The organism is Mesorhizobium sp. WSM3866, assembly GCF_002294795.1.
Classification (GTDB): Bacteria; Pseudomonadota; Alphaproteobacteria; order Rhizobiales; family Rhizobiaceae; genus Mesorhizobium.
The window spans coordinates 59583-77105 of record NZ_NSGC01000007.1; the positions used below are offsets into that span (position 1 = coordinate 59583).

Consider the following 17523-nt stretch of genomic DNA (forward strand, 5'->3'; position numbering starts at 1 on the left):
CCCGCGCGGCTCACCTGGTATCCCGCTACCCCAGGATTCAGCTTACGAATTAAGGTTTACGGCAGGTTTACGAGCGGATCGCGTGGCCGGGTGAGGGATCCGGAATAGTATCGTTCCGGGCATGCAGTTTGACAGGGGGCGGTTCTGCCGCTGGGTATTTTGAGTCTCGACAACAAATCTAAAATCGTCAGGGAAGCGCTTGGCGCCTGCCGCCGCTATTTCCTGTTTGCGGCGGTGTTCAGCCTGGCGATCAACCTGCTCTACCTCGCGTCGCCGCTCTACATGCTGCAGATCTACGACCGGGTGGTCACCAGCGGCAGCGAGACGACGCTGGCGATGCTGACGCTGGTGCTGCTTGCGGCGTTCCTGGCGCTCGCCGGTCTGGACCTCGTGCGCGCCGCGATCCTGACGCGCGCCAGCGCGCGGCTCGACCGGCTGCTTTCGGCCAGGATCCTGGCGGCTTCCGTCGAGACCCCGTCGCAGGGTGCCTCGCCAAGCCAGCCGATCCGCGATTTCGACACCTTCCGGCAGGTGATCACCGGCAGCGGTATCCATGCCCTGTTCGACCTGCCCTGGTCGCCGATCTATATCGGCATCATCTTCCTCCTGCATCCCTGGCTCGGCTTCTTCGCGTTGGGCTCCTCGCTGCTTCTCATCGCCATGGCGGTGCTCAACGAATATATCGTGCGGGCGCCGCTGAAGCAGGCCAACGACCTTGCCACGGCCAACTACAATTTCACCGAAATGAGCCTCAGGAACGCGGAAGTCATCCGCGCCATGGGCATGATCGACGGCCTCGTCCGGCGCTGGGGGCGCGATCGCGGCCTGGCGCTCGGCCAGCAGGGGCGGGCGAGCGACCGGGCAGCGGTCATGTCCGGGCTGATCCGCTTCCTGCGCCTCACCATGCAGTCGCTTATCCTCGGCCTCGGCGCCTATCTGGTGATCGAGCGGCAGATCACCGGCGGCTCGATGTTTGCGGCCAGCCTGCTGCTGGGCAGGGGGCTGCAGCCGGTCGAGCAGATCGTCGGCCTCTGGCGCAGCCTGATCCTGGCGCGGGCCGCCCTTGGCAGGGTCGAGAGGCTGCTGGACGGCGGCGCGCAGGGCGAACGCTCGTTCAACCTGCCGAAGCCCTCCGGCAAGGTCGCCGTCGAGCAGTTGAGCTTCGCCATTCCCAGCCTGCAGAAGGTGCTGCTGCGCGATGTGTCGTTCCGGCTCGAAGCAGGCGAGGCGCTCGGCATCGTCGGGCCTTCCGGCGCCGGCAAGTCGACGCTGGCGCGTCACCTAGCCGGCATCATGCAGCCGAGCCGCGGCACGGTCAGGCTCGATGGCGCCGACATGGCGCAGTGGGGAAGGGAGGCGCTCGGCGACCATATCGGCTACCTGCCGCAGGACATCGAGCTGTTTTCAGATACGGTGGCCGCCAATATCGGCCGCTTCAAGACCGATGTCGACCGCGAGGTGATCGAGGCGGCACGGCTCGCCGGCGTGCATGAGATGATCATCCGGCTGCCGCAAGGCTACGAGACGCAGATCGGCGAGGGCGGGGCGGTGCTGTCCGGCGGCTACCGGCAGCGCATCGCGCTTGCCCGCGCTGTCTTCGGCCTGCCGAACCTCATCGTGCTCGACGAGCCGAGCTCCAATCTCGATGCCGATGGCGATCGCGCCCTGGCCGAATGCGCGCTGGAGCTGAAGCGTCGCGGCAGCACGGTGATAATCGTCTCGCACCGGCCCTCGACTTTGGCCAATGTCGACAAGATCCTGCTCTTGCGGGATGGCGCGGTCGAAGCCTTCGGCATGAGAAACGAGATCGTGGCGCTGCTCAACCAGCGCGCGGCACCGATTACGATGGCGGCCCAATGACCGATATCGCCGCTTCCTATAGCAACCTCTCCGGCACCGAAGATGCGGGCGCCAATGCGGACTCGATCCGGGCACCGGTGTGGATCGGCCTGCTCATCATCGCCGCCTTCTTCGGCGTGTTCGGCGGCTGGGCCGCGGTCGCGCCGCTCAATGGCGCGGTGCTTGCCGATGCGGTGGTGAAGGTCGAGGGCAACCGCAAGAGCGTCCAGCATTTCGACGGCGGCACGGTGAAGGAAATCCGGGTCAAGGATGGCGACATCGTCAAGGCCGGCGATGTGCTGGTGCTGCTCGACGACACCCGCGCCCGGTCCGAATTCAACCTCTACTCGCAGCAATATGCGCTGCTGCGCGCCACCGATGCCCGCATCCGCGCCGAGCTCGACGGCCATGAGGCGGTTGCCTTCCCGAACGACATCACCGCCGAGCACCAGGCCTATCTGCAGGACGCCATGGCCAACCAGATTGCCGACCTCGAGAGCCAGCGCGCCTCGATGGCCGGCGCCAGGCAGATCCTGCAGAAGCGCATCGCCGAACTCGACGAGCAGATCGATGGCAAGCAGGCGCGCGTCGAGTCCTTCCGCGCGCAGCTCAAGTCGACGATCGACGAAAAGGCGAGCCTCAACAAGCTGCTGAAGGCGGGGCTGACGACGAAGCCGCGCATCCTGGAGCTCGACCGCTCGGCCTCCGACCTGCAGGGCCTGATCGACCAGGCGCTCGGCGAGATCGCCGGAAATCGCCAGAGCAAGGCCGAACTCGAAAGCCAGATCGCGCAGCTCACCAACGAGCGTCGCGCCAAACTTTCGGCCATGCTGATCGACACCCAGTCGAACCTTGCCGATCTGGTGCCGAAGATGTTTGCCGCACAGGCCACGGTGGACCGCGCCGAAGTGCGCGCGCCCTATGACGGCCAGGTGATGGACTTGACCGTCTTTTCGACCGGCGCGATCGTCGCGCCCGGCCAGACCATTTTGGATATCGTGCCGACCAGGAATTCGCTGATCGTTCAAGCGCAGGTCAAGGTCGAGGACATATCCAGCCTGCGCGCCGACATGACGGCCGAGGTCCGCTTCACCTCGTACAAGCAGCGCACGACGCCGGTCATCCACGGCCGCGTCACCCGCGTCTCGGCGGATCGCGTCACCGATGCCAAGACCGGCTTTCCCTATTACGTTGCCGACGTGGCGGTGAATCAGCAGGAACTCGCCGCCGCGCCGCAGATCCAGCTCTATCCCGGCATGCCGGCGCAGGTCATGATCGTCACCGAGGAACGCACCGCGCTGGACTACATTCTGGGGCCGCTGACCACGTCGCTGCATACGGCCTTCCGGCAGAAGTGAGGGAACTGCCCGTCAAGGGGTAGCGCAAGCATTGGACGGCTGCAGTCCAAGCATTGCGGCGGTGCCGGCGGTCGATTCCCATTTCCCCACTAGCCCTACCTTGACTGCTCAGCATAATCTCGCGCCCGTTTCCAACCCCTGAGTCCGCATGAGCAATCTCCTCTTCACCCGCGTTCCTTTCAATCCGGTCTCGCTCGGGCTTGTCTGCAACTTCATCGCTCACTATCCGCCATTCGACGGCTATGAATTCGGCCAGATGGTGAAGTCGCTTCGTTACCAGCTCGAGCAGCAGACGCATCTGATCGGCTCGATCGACGATGCAATCGTTGCCTATGTCGGCTGGATCGCGACCAGTCGCGAGGTTGCCGAGGCGTGGGTGGCGAACAATGGTCCGCTCAATCCCTATCCCGGCGGCCCTGCCGTCGCTGTGACGGTACTGGCGACGCGCTCGTCCTCGCACATCCTGCCGCTGATCAAGGAGGCCAAGCTGCTCAATCTTGACAAATCGGTCTATTGGAAGCGCGATTTCATAGATGCCCGCGGCTCCATGAAACGCGCTGTGCGCAAGCGGGACGCGTGATGGCGCATCCAGTATCCATCGAGGCGCTGACCCAGGAGATCCTCATCCGCCTCGACGACCGCTATGCGTCGATGTTCGTGCGTATCTGGCAGCCGGCGGGCGCGCCGCGCGCAACCGTGTTCTGTTTGCACGGCTTTACCGGCAACGGCGCCGATTTCGACTACCTGGCAGCCCTCCTTTGCCGCAACGGTTATCTGGTGATCTGCCCTGACTTGCTCGGGCGAGGCCGCAGCGCCTATCTGGGTTCGGGTTACGACATCAATGTCTACTACAATTGCCTGCGCGCGCTCGGTCAATTTGCCGGCAAGGAAAACCACTTCATCGGCTCCTCCTGGGGCGGCACGATCCTTTTGCTGTTTCTCTACATAACCCGCTCACGGGCGACCAAGGTGGTACTCAACGACGTTCCCATGCTTGGCGGAGCCAATGTCGACCGTATACGCGCCGAGATCATCCGCGACAGCGAAGCGAAGTTCGCCACTCGCGCCGAGGCCGAGGCGTATGTGCGCTCGACTCGCTCCTTCATGGGGCCGGTCGAGGAAGCCGTGTTTTCGCGCTATGTCGCCAACAAGGTCATTTCCGGCCCCGACGGTTTCCGCCTGGCCTATGACGCCGCCACGACCGGGAGCTTCGGTTCCATGGCCGGGCGCGACTACGATCTGTTTCAGATTGTCGCCAAGGTGCAGGCGCGGTTCCTCCTTATGTACGGCCGCGACAGCAATTTCATCGACAGGGAGGCCATCGAGCGCACGCGGCTTGTTCGTCCGGACCTGTGGGTGGCCGACAATGTCGATGCAGGCCACCCGCCCTCGCTGATGACTCTCGACCAGGCGCTGCTTATTCTCGGTTTCCTCACCGCCGCATGACGGGCGTCGAACCGATCTTTAATTTAAGTCGTTGACGTCACCCCGGACGCTTGCGCCTCGATCATCTCGATCCTGCACCAGCGCCGGCCTTGGCGAGTGATCGAGCACACGCCCAGTCCGCGTTCGGTCGTTGGTTCGGTGAGGCTAACCAGTTCGATGCTTGCGGCACGCGGCGGTTCGAGATGCAGCGCCCTTAGCACGAAGCGCCGGCCTGTGGCGGCCTGGTACCGGTTGAACACCACTGCAAGGATTTCAGCGTGGCTGCGCCGGCCAAGCACGAGGTAGCGATGGTAGGCGCCACTCCCGGGCAAGGCGATGTGAGGAGCGAGCCGAGGCTCCTTGCCGGACGGCCCCTCAGCCTTGTCGAGGTTGACGATGTAGAGGTCGAGTGGCGCGCCCTCGGTCGGCGCAAGCGAGACCACCACGGCCGTGCCGTGATCGCGTCGGAAGCTGATGGCCGCATGGTGGGCGATCGGCCGCAGGAACTTCAGGTCGAGTCGGGCGAAATCCGGGTAGCGGCGTTCGATCAGAGCCACGACGTCCAGCCCGCGCACGTAGCGGCGGCCACCGACATGTGGGAAAGAGAACCGCTCCCCCTCGACGAGCGGACGGGTCCGGGAGGCCTGGTTCATCGCCGGGCAACTGCGACCGAGGAGCCGGCCGCCGGCCGCAACGCCAGCCCATAGTCGAAGCGGATCACATCGTCCGCCCGGTTGAAGGTGAACTGGCGCACTATCGCTCGCACCGCCTCCCTGACCTCCAGCCGACCGAGGCGTGCGCCGCCGCACATGCGTGGCCCAGTGAGAAAAGGGATGAAGGCGCGACGGTCATACGTATCCTCGATGAATTCCTTGCGGCTGGCATCGAAGGACTTCGGATCGACCCAGAAAGCGGGATGCTGGTGCACGCCCACCACGGAGAGCAGAATGAGCTGCCCGGCCCGCAGCTGCCTGCCGTCCAGTGACGTCTCCGCCCCCACCTCCCGGACCAGGAAGGGGATCGGAGGTAAGTAGCGCATCGTCTCGTTGACGATGCAGTCGGTATAGGGCGTGTCCGGCTTGCCCGTATCGATCTCGTCCTGAATGCGCTGCTGCACCTTCTCGTTGGCGCCCAACCGATCGATCACCCACAGCACCGTGGCGACGGTGGTCTCTACGCCGGCAAAGACATTCATGACGAACTCTTCGACGGGCGAGAAACCCCGGACAGCCTTGGCCTTCTCAGCGAAGCGCGCCATCTCCGCCGCAGCGCATGGCTCGGCGGCGAGCTGGGCGGCAAAATCGGCGACCACCTGGCGGGCGTCGTACACGGCCCCGTCACGCTCGGAAATCGTAGGCGCTACCCAGGAAAAATATTGTAGCCGGCGCAGCACTTCGCGGACCCGGTCGATCAGCGTGAGCGTCTGCTCGATGTCCGCGACCAGGCCGAAGGCGCGATAGAAGATGGTGAGAGAGGCCGAAAACAGTGCCTTCTGGATCCCGTCCGGCGTCGCATCGCTTTGCAAGAGGCGGGCCGTGTAGATTTCGGATACCGCGTTTTGCTGGGCCGGCCTCGCAGCCGCCAGATAGGCATCCTGGGTGATCTCGCGCCGAATCGCCCAATTTTCATCGTTGGTGTTGAAACGGCTATAGCCCAGGGCCGAGATCATCGAGAAGTTCTTGCGGAACAGCGCCGGCGACTTGACGAGGTGGTCGACCGCATCAGGATGGTCGAACACCTGGAGGTTTCCGATGCGATTCTCGCCCGCTCCCTGTCGACCGCTTTGGGCGTAGAGCGCGTAAACGAGACTGTTGAGGACGTCCTCGATCTGCGATTGATTCATCTGGCCCCCGCCATCCGCAACCGGATATGGCCGGTTTCGGCGGCTGACATACCCGTCCAAGACGCTTAGCACATTTGCTTCGAGTCGATAGGCTGGTTGGACCCAGGTCCGACAGCTCACACGTGTAGCGGGATCCAAGGCCTCAGGTCCGCGTCCATGGGATGGTTGCTGTGGCAAAGGTGTCACAGCGCCTGACGAAGACATATCAGTGGCTTTCGCGGATGCTTCCCATGAGTTAGCTTGCCGCGGGTTTTGGGTTTGGATTCTTTTGGGGGAAAGCGTGCGGGCGCAGGCATCCGGTAAATTTTTGGCGACTGTTGCGGCCTCGGCTGCGTCAATGACTTCTGTCGGCGTGGTGGCGGCCCATGCGAATGACGCGCAGGCAACGGACCAGACGGTCGTCGATTCGCGCATCAAGCTCGCCTTTGAAGGCTCGTACTTTTCAAATGACATCCATGATGCCGACAAGCTCGGTCTTCCGCCCAGCAAGGCCGGCTTCAACGGCTCCATAGCGTTGACCAAGCAGATTTCGCCGGACATGGATTGGCGCCTGGCCGGCGCCTTTCATACCGGCAGGGACTGGTCGGAGGGCGACAGCGAAGCGGTCCCCGGTGGTGTGCTCAGCGCGTCTCTCAGTCACGGATTCGATTTCCAGACGGTCGACTTCGATCTCGGCAAGCATGTGAAGGTGCAAACGGCCGACATTCGTTTCTTCGGTGGCCTGCGACTGCTGCACGCCGACCAGACCGAGTTCCATTCATCCTTCTCGGCAACACCCACCGATCCCACAGACAAGGGCTTCTCCACTGACAAAATCGGCACCTCGGAATACTGGGGTATTGGTCCGCGCATCGGTGCGGAGGCTTACTATCCGGTTGGTGAGACGTGGGGCTTGACGGGTTCGGTTGCAGGGTCCGTCATGTGGGGGCGCCGCACCGACCGCATTCGGCAAAATGTGACATTTACGAACCCCGACGTGCAATTTTCCGATACACTGTCTAGCCAGCACTCGAGTGAGACCGTCTCCAATGTCGAGGCTTCGGTCGGCTTGAGTTGGACTCCCATCGCGAACACTACCTTTACGGCAGGCTACAAGATCGAGCAGTGGCACAATCTGATCGTGAACGCGGACCAGAAGAACCAGACCTTCGACGGTCCGTTCCTGCGCCTCGAAGTCAAGATGTGACGGCGGCGGCTCGCTGCAAGTGAATTTGGAAGCCGGTTTCGAGTCCAGGTTCGCGGCCAACGGCAACGTCAAATTGCACTACATTGCGGCGGGCTTCGGCCCGCCGATTCTGTTTTTGCACGGCTTTCCCGACCATGGCCTCGGCTGGCGTCGCCAGATCGAGGCACTCGAAGGCAGGTATAGGGTACTGGCGCCGGATCTGCGCGGCTTTGGGCGAAGCGATGCCCCGCAGGGGCATGCCAACTACGCACTCATGCCATGCCTTGTAGAGGATGTCCTGGCCGTGCTGGCGGCGGAGGGCCTTTCCCAGGTTTCGGTCGTTGGCCATGACTGGGGTGGCATGATCGCCTGGTGGCTGGCGATGCGCGTGCCGCAGCTCGTGCGCCATCTGGTGCTACTGTCGGCGCCGCACCCCCGCCACTACTTGCGCGCCATCCACGATCCGGCCAATGCCGGCACCATCAACTACATCCGTCGTTTCCAGGGGATCAGCGGCGCCATACCGACGCCGGAGGAGCTAGGCGGCTGGGTCGCCGACGCAGCCGAACGGCAGTTGCTCGTCGAGTCGCTTGAGCGCTCCCACCCTGATGCGATGCTTGGCTACTACAGAGCCAATATACCTTTGGGCAAGATGCCGGATATCGGTCCTCTGCCGCCAGTCAGGGCGCCGACTCTGGTGATGTTCGGCTCCGACGATCCCTACATTCCGGCCGGCGCCTATGACGGCACGTTCCGCGAGGTCGACAACGTCACATCGCTGCTGGCGCTACCTGGTGCGGGGCATTTCATCCATCACCAGGCCGCTGCCTTCGTCACCCGCGAGATCGAGGGCTGGGTGTCGCGGCCACCGTCGAGCTTCCGTAGTCTGGCTTAGAGCCACCCGCCGCCGAGCCCCTCGACATGTTCCGGTATGATCGCGTCGGTCCGACGGAATCTTGGTCGCCTGTCTCGTATTCGGCGTGTCACTCCGATTCAGCCTACTCCGCTCCCTCTTTAGACCTCGGATAGGTTTTGCCGGTATTTGTCGGAAAAAACGGAGCCGGAAAAGTAATGACCGAGATCTGGCACTCACTGCTGGCCAATCTTGCCCTGGTCTCCATCCTTATCGTCGCCTGGGACCTTGTGGCGGATTTCACCGGGCGTCTCTCGCGGCGGGCACATTCGCTGCTTTTGGGCGTGGTCATGTGCGCGGGCGCGGTCATTTCCATGGCGACGGCCTTGTCCGTTTCCGGCTTCATCGTCGACCTGCGTGCCGCGTTTATCGGTGCGGCCGCGTTCTTCGGCGGATGGCCGGCGATGTTCATCGCCGCTGCCGGCTCCATCGCCTATCGTCTTCACCTGGGCGGTCAGGGCGCCGAAGTCGGCGTCATGAGCATCCTGATCACCGCCGTCGTCGGCCTGGCCTGGCACCACATCGTCGCGGTCCGCTCGCGCACCATGTTCGACATACTCGGCCTCGGCCTGTCGGTCGCGCTGGCCGGGCTCATCACGCTTCTGGTCATTCCCTCGCAGGTCGTGACCGGCTTCGTGCAGCAGAGCACGTTGCCGTCGCTCCTGTTCCGCTTCCTGAGCACCTTCATCATTGCCGTGCTGCTCGACCGGCAGCAGCGGCGACGCGATCTCGCCATGTCCAACATGATATTCCGTGCCATGGTTCGCGAGCTGCCGGACAGTCTCAACGTGAAGGATGCTCGGGGGCGCTTCATCGCGGCCAATCCAGCCACCGCCGAACTGGTGCGCGCCGCCTCCGTCGAGGACCTCATCGGAAAGACGGATTTCGATTTCTATCCCAAGGACGTGGCCGAGCGCTTCAGGCAGGATGAATTGGGCGCACTGGAGGCCGGGCAGACGTTGCGCATCGATCAGCCCGCGCTCCTGCCTGACGGCAGGCAGGGCTGGCTTTACACGCTGAAGGCGCCGTTCCGCGACGAGGCCGGCAAGATCGTCGGCGTCATCACCTACAATCGCGACATCACCGAGCAGAAGCGAAACGCCCAGCTCAAGAACGACTTCATTTCCACGGTCAGCCACGAATTGCGAACGCCGCTGACATCCATCCGCGGCTCGCTTGGCCTGATCGCAGCCGGCGTCGCGGGCGAGCTGCCGCCCAAGGCCGCCAACCTCGTCAATATCGCCCACAACAACAGCGAAAGGCTGGTTCTCCTCATCAACGACATTCTCGACATGGAGAAGATCGAGTCGGGCGTCATCACCTTCAAGATCAAGCAGATGCCCGTGCGTGCGGTGCTGGAGCAGGCCATCGCCGCCAGTTCCAATTACATGGCCGAGAGCGGGATCCGCATCGTCCTGGTCGACGATGCCCCGCGCGCCGAAGCCAATATCGACCCCGATCGCCTGCACCAGGTGATGGCGAACCTGCTGTCGAATGCGATCAAGTTCTCCGATCCCGGCGGCACTGTCATGGTGAAGCTCCAGCGTCGCGAGCGCGACATGCTGCGCATCTCCGTTATCGATGAAGGCGCCGGCATCCCGGAAGCGTTCCGCAGCCGCATATTCGGCAAGTTCGAGCAGGCCGATGCGTCCAGCACCCGCAAGAAGGGGGGCACCGGACTGGGCCTGAGCATCGTGAAGACCATCGTCGAAAAGCTCGGCGGCGCCGTGTCCTTCGAAAGCGAGCAAGGCAAGGGAACCTCGTTTCACGTCGATCTTGCCGAAGCGCAGAGAAGTGTCGAGAAGCCGGTTTTGGTCGAGCGCCGGTCGCGAAAGCGTGATGGCCGCCTGCGCGTCCTCATCTGCGAGGACGAGCCCGACATCGCTGCGGTGATCGCCGCACTTCTCGACGCCGACGGCTTCTCCAGCGATGTCGCCCCCGATATCGGTACCGCAAAAGCGCTCCTGAACTCCCGCGACTATGTGGCGCTGACACTCGACATCAAGCTGGCCGGTGAATCCGGCATCAAGCTTTTCCACGACATCAGGGTCTCGCCGGTGAATTCCGAGATTTCGGTCATCGTCATCTCCGCCATCGCCGACGAAGCCAGGCGCTCGCTGAACGGAACCGCCATCGGCATCGTCGACTGGCTGGAGAAGCCGGTGGATTCGGGGCGCCTTCACGCCGCTCTCGCCAAGATCCTCGCCAGCAAGGTCGAGCGGAGGCCGAGGATCCTCCACGTCGAGGACGACGAGGGCGTCCTTGCCGTGATGTCAGCTGGCTTGGGTCCGGGCGTCTTGATCGCTTCCGCCAAAACGCTGCAGGAGGCGCGGAAGGCGGTCGCAAAGCATCGCTTCGACCTGGTCATCCTGGACATACTGCTTCCCGACGGATCGGGACTGGATCTGCTCATCGATCTGCCGCTGGAAACCCAAGTCATCGTGTTCTCGGCGGCCGAGTTGGATCAGAACCTCGGTGACCGGGTGCAGGCGATGATGACCAAGACCAAGGCGTCGGAGATCGATGTCGCCAGGCTGGTCAGGAGCATGTTGGTCTCATCGCTCGATAGCGCCAGACCTGCCTCCAGTGCCAAGGAGTGATGATTATGCCGGCAAGGATCCTCTATGTGGATGACGAGGACGACATCCGCGAAATCGCCCAGATGTCGCTGGAACTCGAGCCGGAATTCGAGGTGCGGTCCAGCGCCTCGGGCATCGCAGCGCTGACCGATGCCGCCGATTGGCGCCCTGACCTCATCCTGCTCGACGTGATGATGCCGGACATGGACGGGCCGGAAACACTGAGGCGCCTGGCCGATTCGCCGCTGACGGCCGCGATTCCGGTGGCGTTCATCACGGCACGCACCCAGACGCATGAGGTGGAGCGTTATCTCGCCATGGGAGCCGTGGGAGTGATCGCCAAGCCGTTCGACCCGCTGGCGCTTGCAGGCGAGGTGAGAAGGCTGCTTTTGGGGCGTTCCGGCCCGGTTTAGCCGGCGAGAAAGCCGCGCAAAAGATGCCTGTCGGCAAGGTCGGTTTTGCGTTTGCCGCTCCTATACCATGGCCCAATATTCATCTAGTGATTGTGTCGAAATGCGGCCGCCGCGAATCGGCTTTATCTAAGATCGCGCGGCGTCATCTCTCCGGGGGGCGATGGAACCGGAGCAGGACTGGTGGTGGATGGAACGAAGGCAAGAGTTCTGATCTGCGATGATGATCCCTTGTTGCTCGAGCTGATGGAATTCAGGCTGAGGGCGAAGGGCTACGAGGTCATCAAAGCGGTAGACGGCGCCGAGGCGCTGGCGAAGGCGGAGCAGGATGGCCCCGACATCATCGTGCTCGACGCGATGATGCCCAAGGCCGACGGCATCGAGGTGCTGGAGCGCATCAAGGGCGACCCGGTGCTGTCGAAGACTCCGGTGGTGATGCTGACCGCGCGCAAGGCCGAGAAGGACATCGTTTCGGCGCTTGAGAAGGGCGCCGACGATTATCTGGTGAAGCCGTTCATTCCCGAGGAGCTACTGGCCCGGCTGGCGCGTCTCATCGCCCGCAAGGGCGGGAAGCGCTGATGCGGCGCGGCCGGCGCTCAGCCTTAGCCGCATGTCTGATCCTGGCGATCGCCGCCGCTCCCGGCGCGGCGCTGGCGCAGACTGTCGACGAGCTCTACGCATCCGGCGTCAAGGCCAGGCAGGCGCAGCATTTCGACGAGGCCGCCGATCTTTTCCGGCGCGCGCTGGCGTTGAAAGCTGACAATGCCGACGCTCTTGTGCAGCTTGGCTTCGCCGAGCTCGGCCGCAACGATCTGCCGGCGGCGCGCGACGCCTTTTCCAGGGCGCTTTCCCTTGCCCCGGCCTATCGCGATGCGAGCTTCGGCATGGCCCAGGTCGAATTCCGCTCCGGCAATCTGGATGCGGCGCTGCCGCTCGCCGAGAAGGTCGCTGAGGCAGAGCCCGGCAATGCCGACGCGGCAGCGCTTCTAGAGAACATCCGCAAGGCCAAGCAGGCCAGCCAGGCGAAGCCGGTTCCGGCTGCCGCGGCGCCGGCGAAGAAGCCACCCCACCGGCGGCCCGATCCCGTCGCCATCCAGTTGGAGCAGGGCAGGCGGTTGCGGGCGGCGGGAAAGCTGCCCGAGGCCGAGACCGCCTATCGCCGCGCGCTCAAGCTGTCGCCCAGGAACACTGACACCCTGGTCGCGCTCGGCCTCGTCGTCGGCTCCACCCAGCGCTTCGACGAGGCCGGGCGGCTTTTCGACCGCGCGCTTGCGATCAGGCCCGGCCTTCTCGACGCGCGGCTGGGCAAGGTACGCCTGGCGATCTGGCAAGGCGACGCGCCGCGCGCCCGCGCCCTGGTCGGTGATGTGCTGGCCTCGGCGCCGGACAATGTCGAGGCGCTCAGCCTTGACGCGAGAATCGCTTTGCTCGAGGCCGACTACAAGCGGGCCGGGCAATCGTTGCAGCGCGCGCTGGCGCTGGATCCGCGCAATGCCGAGGCGCTGGTCGGGCTCGGCGATGTGCGCCGTGCCGAGGGCGACGACGAGGCCGCGCGGCAGGCCTACGGCCTGGCGCTCGCCATCGAGCCCGGTTCCGCCGATGTCGAGCAAAGGCTGGCCATGCCGCCGCCGCGCAAATGGCGGCTCGATCTCGGCAGCGAGGTGAGCGATCTCACCGACGGGCTCGGCGACTGGACCGACAGTTCGGCCGGCCTTGCCTATCGGCTATCGCCCCAAACGACGATCTCCGGCCGCACGCGGCTCGCCACCCGCTTCGGCAACACCGACGTCCAGATCGAGGGCCGCGTCGACCAGGCCTTCTCGCCGGCCTTCTCCGCCTATGCGCTGGCCGCTGCGACGCCGGATGCCGACTTTCTGGCGCGCTATTCGCTGGGCGCCGGCGCTTCGTGGCAGGTCGTGGCGCCGGCGAAGGTCTTCGGCCCGCTGTCGCTCAACATCGACGCCCGCTACGACAATTTCGCCGACGCCGACGTCACCAGCATCCAGCCCTGGCTGCAGGGCTATCTCCTTGACGGCCGTCTGGGGCTTTCCGCCCGCTGGGTGCATGCCGAGGACGATATCGGGACGCGCGCGGACGGCTATGTGCTTCGCGCCGACCTCGCGGTGACGCCGCATGTCAATCTCTTCGGCGGCTATGCCGACGCCCCCGAAATCTCCGACGGCACGCTGGTGCCGACGCGCACCGTCTTTGGCGGCCTCTCCTTCGACGTCAGCGATCCGCTGACGCTGCGCGCCAGCATCGCGCATGAACAACGCCCGACATTCGACCGAAGCATATTCGGGCTCGGGCTGACGGCGCGGTTCTGACCATGTGGTACGTCTGGAATCTCTCCATATTGCTCAGCGCGCTCTCCCTGGTGATCATGCTGTTTTTGATCGCGCGCCGTTTGTTGCGAGAGCGCCGGGACATCGCCAGAGCCGGACAGCGGCGCCAGCTTCTGACGGCGCTGATCGCTTTCACCGAAGACCGCGACCGCCAGACGTTGAATACGGCCATTCTTTCGGTGCCGCCGGGCGTGGCGATCGAGGCCGGCTTCGAGTTAATTTCCCTGCTGCGCGGCGAGGAGCGTGACGACGTGCTTGTCGCCTTAAGCGAATGCGGCCTGCCGGCCCTCGTCGGCAGGCAGCTGGAACGGGGCAATGTGGCCGAACGCATCCACGCGGCCGAGATGCTGGCGGCGCTGGGGCCGCAGAATGCGACGGCAAGCCTGCTTTCGGCGCTGGACCAGGACCGCTCGCGCGAAGTCAGGATCGCCGCCGCCATCGCGCTCTGCGATCTCGGCAGCCTGCCCCTGCTCGGCGTCGCGCTGGACAAGATCGGCGTGGCGGGACAGCGCTCGCGACGCCTGATCGAACTGTTCAGGCGCTTTCCGCGCACGCGCTTCAACGAGCTTGCGATCCATGCATCGCGCGTCGACGCCGTGCCCTTCATCAGGGCGGCCGCGATCGACGCGCTCGTCCGCGCCGGCGGCTTCGGCTTTGCCGCCTTCTTCGCCGGCCTGACCGGCGATGCCTCACCCGAGGTTGTCGCCGCGGCTCTGCGCGCGCTGGGCCTCACCGGACACGCCGATGCACCGGCGATCCTGACGAGCGCGATGGCAAACGACGACTGGGACGTGCGCGCCGCCGCCGCCGAGTCCGCGGGACGCCTCGGCCTTCCCGAACTTGCCCCGCCGCTGTCCAGGCTGCTGGACGACGAGGTCTGGAACGTGCGCTATGCCGCCGCCAACGCGCTGCGCTCCTTCGGCCAGCCGGGCGAGCGGCTGCTGCGCCAGATTGCCGACAGCGAGGTCTCGCGCAGCCAGCGCACCGCCTCGCTCATTCTTGCCGAGGGGCCGGCCGCATGATTGCCGACTGGAGCGACGAGATCGTCCTTGCCGCCACCATCCTGTCCTGGTTAATCATCGCGGCGGGGCTGGCGCAGACGACAATCTATCTGCTGCAGCTCGTCCTCGCCGGCTATGCGCTGTCCAAGCGCCCGCCGGTGGCGCGCTCGGCGCTGCTCTGGCAGCGCTACGGCGAGGTCGCGCCGCCAATCGCGCTTCTGGTGCCGGCCTATAACGAGGAAGTGAATGTGGTGGAGAGCGTCCATTCGATGCTGGCGCTCGAATATCCGAATTTCGAGGTCATCGTCGTCAATGATGGCTCGAAGGACCAGACCTTGCAGCGCCTGATCGAGGGCTTCAAGCTGGTGAAGTTCCATCGTCCCTACGAGGACGCGCTGGCGCACAAGCCGATCCGCGGGCTCTATTCCTCGCCGATGACCGAGCGGCTGTTCGTGGTCGACAAGGAGAATGGCGGCAAGGCGGACGCGCAGAATGCCGGCATCAATGTCTGCCGCGCGCCGCTCTTTTGCGTGATCGACGGCGATTCCATCCTCGAACCCGACGCGCTGATGCGCGCCGCCCAGCCTTTCATCGACGATCCCGAGCGCACCATCGCGGTGGGCGGCACGATCCGCATCGCCAACGGCTCGAAGATCGAGGCCGGCAGGGTGCGCGAGGTCCATTTGCCGAGCCGCCTGCTGCCGCTCTTCCAGGTGGTCGAGTATCTGCGCGCCTTCCTGATGGCCAGGCTTGCCTGGAGCAGCGTCAACACGCTGATGCTGGTCTCCGGCGCCTTCGGCATGTTCCGCCGCGCCGAAGTGGTGGCGGTGGGCGGCTTCACCAAGGGCTCGATGGGCGAGGACCTCGACCTCGTGATCAAGCTGCACCGCCACATGCGCGACAAGAAGCGCAAATACCGCGTTCAGTTCATTCCCGAGCCGGTGTGCTGGACCGAGGCGCCGGAAACGCTGAGCGTTCTGGCGAGGCAACGCACGCGCTGGCAGCGCGGCGCGCTCGAATGCTTCTTCCGCTACCGCGCCATGTTCTTGAACCCGCGCTATGGCCGCGTCGGCTTCCTCGGCTTCGGCCACATCTTCATCGTCGACGTTCTGGGGCCGGTGGCGGAGGTGCTGGGCTATATCCTGATCCCGGCCTTCTGGCTGCTCGGCATCCTGTCGGCCGAATATCTCCTGGCCTTCACTTCGCTGATCTTCACCTATGGCGTCTGCGTCAGCGTCTGCTCGCTCATCCTGGAAGAGGCCGAGCTGCAGCGCTTTCCGCGCGCCAGGGATCTCGCCGTTCTGACGGCGGCCGCCGTGGTCGAGAATTTCGGCTACCGCCAGCTCAACAATTTCTGGCGCGTGAAAGGCTGGTGGCAATTCTTGCGCGGCAACCAGGGCTGGGGCGAGATGACCAGGACCGGCCTCGGCGCCGCCAAGAAGTGAGCCCGGCGGGTGCCGTCAGGCCAGCGTCCGCTCGATCTCCCCGATTAAGGCATCGAGCGCCGCGCGGACATCGCCGCCTTCCGCCTGCTCGATGAGCAGCGTTTCCAGCTCTGACGCCCGCACGCTGATCTCCGCAAAGCCGAAAGTGCCGGCCGCGCCGGCGAGCGAATGCGCGAGCTTGGTCACGTCGGAGCCGGGCAGCGCCTCGCGCGCCGCCTGCAACTGCGCGAGCTGACCGGCGCAGCGGGTGAGGAAACGTTCGCGAAGAGGGGCGAAGGGATCGGTTGAGATGGAGATTCTCCCGAGCGAATGAGGAGATATTGAAACAGAAAGCGAGGCGAAGAGGAATGGCGGGTAGGCTGCTTGTTGCTCATCTGCCGCCCTTGCTTGGCTGCGTCGCCGGCCCCGCCGGTTACGCTGCGTTTAGCGCCGCCGTATAAGAAAGGGAATCCGGAGGGCAGCACACTGATGTTGGACAATTACGAGATGGACCGATTTGGCGTGATCCACCAAATCGACTTCACGCCGATCAAATACGACAAGCAATATATTTCCTATTACGAGGACCTGAGCGACCGGACGATCAAGCTCGGATATCAGCGGCTTGGCTGGGTGCTGGGATTGACCGGCGCGATCCCCCGCTCGGTGCTGGAAATTGGATACGGCACCGGCACATTCATCGAAGCCGCGAAGATAACTGGGGTCGCCGATTGCGCCGGCTACGATATCGCCGAGTTCCCGCTGCCCGCGGGGGTCCGCTTTGTCGGTTGGGACGAGGCGCTGGCCAGTTCGTGGGATCTGGTCGCCATGTTCGACGTGCTCGAACACATCCCGGATCTGGGTTTCCTCGGCCGCCTGCAGACCCGGCACCTCGCCGTCGCCGTCCCTTATTGCCGCTGGCGCGAGCTCGGCGCCGACGGCGACGCCTGGTTCCGAACCTGGCGTATGCGTCTCCCCAACGAGCATTTGCACCACTTCGACCGCGACTCGCTGGTGGCGTTGCTCGCCCACAGCGGGTTCGAATGCGTGACGCTGAACTGCTTCGAGGACGGCATCAGGCTGCGGCCCGGCGAAGCCGGCCCGAACATTCTGTCCGGCTTCTTCAGCAAGCGATAGGCGAGGTTCCATCCGCGCGCGAGGTCAGAGCCGGGCGAGGGGCCGCTCCCATGCGCGATGGCCTTCAGCTCCGCCAGCAGCCCA

16 protein-coding genes are annotated in these 17523 nt (G+C 64.5%); 13 read left to right on the forward strand and 3 right to left on the reverse strand.

The annotated features are described in order from the left end of the window. Positions 1-159 precede the first annotated feature (159 nt). The 4 genes from CK222_RS17125 to CK222_RS17140 all read left to right on the forward strand — a co-directional run bounded on the left by CK222_RS17125 (position 160) and on the right by CK222_RS17140 (position 4643). A complete protein-coding gene (locus tag CK222_RS17125) occupies positions 160-1860 on the forward strand; it encodes a type I secretion system permease/ATPase (RefSeq protein ID WP_095801168.1) in 1701 nt (566 codons plus the stop codon). After that, positions 1857-3197 carry an HlyD family type I secretion periplasmic adaptor subunit gene (locus CK222_RS17130; protein WP_095801169.1) on the forward strand — a complete coding sequence of 447 codons (1341 nt, stop codon included), beginning with the start codon at positions 1857-1859 and terminating at the stop codon, positions 3195-3197. Before CK222_RS17125 ends, CK222_RS17130 begins: the two co-directional genes overlap by 4 nt. A 148-nt stretch (positions 3198-3345) precedes the next feature. Beyond that, positions 3346-3777 (forward strand): hypothetical protein, encoded by a 432-nt coding sequence (locus CK222_RS17135; protein ID WP_095801170.1) that lies wholly within the window; start codon positions 3346-3348, stop codon positions 3775-3777. Continuing rightward, a complete protein-coding gene (locus CK222_RS17140; RefSeq protein WP_095801171.1) occupies positions 3777-4643 on the forward strand; it encodes an alpha/beta hydrolase in 867 nt (288 codons plus the stop codon). Before CK222_RS17135 ends, CK222_RS17140 begins: the two co-directional genes overlap by 1 nt. A 23-nt stretch (positions 4644-4666) precedes the next feature. Here CK222_RS17140 and CK222_RS17145 read toward each other — a convergent pair whose 3' ends face one another. Together CK222_RS17145 and CK222_RS17150 are read right to left on the reverse strand one after the other, a co-directional pair. Further along, on the reverse strand, positions 4667-5275 hold the full coding sequence (locus tag CK222_RS17145; protein WP_095801172.1) for a hypothetical protein: 609 nt from the start codon (positions 5273-5275) through the stop codon (positions 4667-4669). Next, the gene (locus CK222_RS17150) at positions 5272-6465 is read right to left on the reverse strand and encodes a cytochrome P450 (protein WP_176477662.1); all 1194 of its coding nucleotides are present in this window, start codon (positions 6463-6465) and stop codon (positions 5272-5274) included. Before CK222_RS17150 ends, CK222_RS17145 begins: the two co-directional genes overlap by 4 nt. Before the next feature lie 337 nt (positions 6466-6802). Here CK222_RS17150 and CK222_RS17155 point away from each other — a divergent pair, with 337 nt between their 5' ends. The 8 genes from CK222_RS17155 to CK222_RS17190 all read left to right on the forward strand — a co-directional run bounded on the left by CK222_RS17155 (position 6803) and on the right by CK222_RS17190 (position 16323). Beyond that, positions 6803-7651, forward strand: a complete 849-nt coding sequence (locus CK222_RS17155; protein WP_127239977.1) for an Lpg1974 family pore-forming outer membrane protein — start codon at positions 6803-6805, stop codon at positions 7649-7651. A 19-nt stretch (positions 7652-7670) separates the two neighbouring features. Further along, positions 7671-8525, forward strand: a complete 855-nt coding sequence (locus CK222_RS17160) for an alpha/beta hydrolase (protein ID WP_176477663.1) — start codon at positions 7671-7673, stop codon at positions 8523-8525. 176 nt (positions 8526-8701) lie between these two features. After that, positions 8702-11143: an ATP-binding protein gene (locus CK222_RS17165; RefSeq protein ID WP_095801176.1), complete on the forward strand. Its 2442-nt coding sequence runs from the start codon at positions 8702-8704 to the stop codon at positions 11141-11143. A 5-nt stretch (positions 11144-11148) separates the two neighbouring features. After that, entirely contained in the window at positions 11149-11535 is a 387-nt protein-coding gene (locus CK222_RS17170; RefSeq protein ID WP_095801341.1) for a response regulator, read from the forward strand. A gap of 183 nt (positions 11536-11718) precedes the next feature. Continuing rightward, complete coding sequence (locus CK222_RS17175) at positions 11719-12111, forward strand: response regulator (RefSeq protein ID WP_095801342.1); 393 nt, start codon at positions 11719-11721, stop codon at positions 12109-12111. Next, positions 12111-13859, forward strand: a complete 1749-nt coding sequence (locus CK222_RS17180; protein ID WP_095801177.1) for a YaiO family outer membrane beta-barrel protein — start codon at positions 12111-12113, stop codon at positions 13857-13859. The genes CK222_RS17175 and CK222_RS17180 overlap by 1 nt, the downstream gene beginning before the upstream one ends. A gap of 2 nt (positions 13860-13861) precedes the next feature. Then, positions 13862-14899 carry a HEAT repeat domain-containing protein gene (locus tag CK222_RS17185; protein WP_095801178.1) on the forward strand — a complete coding sequence of 346 codons (1038 nt, stop codon included), beginning with the start codon at positions 13862-13864 and terminating at the stop codon, positions 14897-14899. Further along, entirely contained in the window at positions 14896-16323 is a 1428-nt protein-coding gene (locus CK222_RS17190) for a glycosyltransferase family 2 protein (protein WP_067329678.1), read from the forward strand. The genes CK222_RS17185 and CK222_RS17190 overlap by 4 nt, the downstream gene beginning before the upstream one ends. Positions 16324-16338: 15 nt before the next feature. On the opposite strand, the gene CK222_RS17195 is transcribed toward CK222_RS17190, so the two are convergent. Then, entirely contained in the window at positions 16339-16644 is a 306-nt protein-coding gene (locus CK222_RS17195; RefSeq protein ID WP_082954100.1) for an Hpt domain-containing protein, read from the reverse strand. A 42-nt stretch (positions 16645-16686) separates the two neighbouring features. Between CK222_RS17195 and CK222_RS17200 the strand changes: the two genes are divergently transcribed. Next, entirely contained in the window at positions 16687-17439 is a 753-nt protein-coding gene (locus tag CK222_RS17200) for a class I SAM-dependent methyltransferase (RefSeq protein ID WP_245307703.1), read from the forward strand. Positions 17440-17523 lie beyond the last annotated feature (84 nt).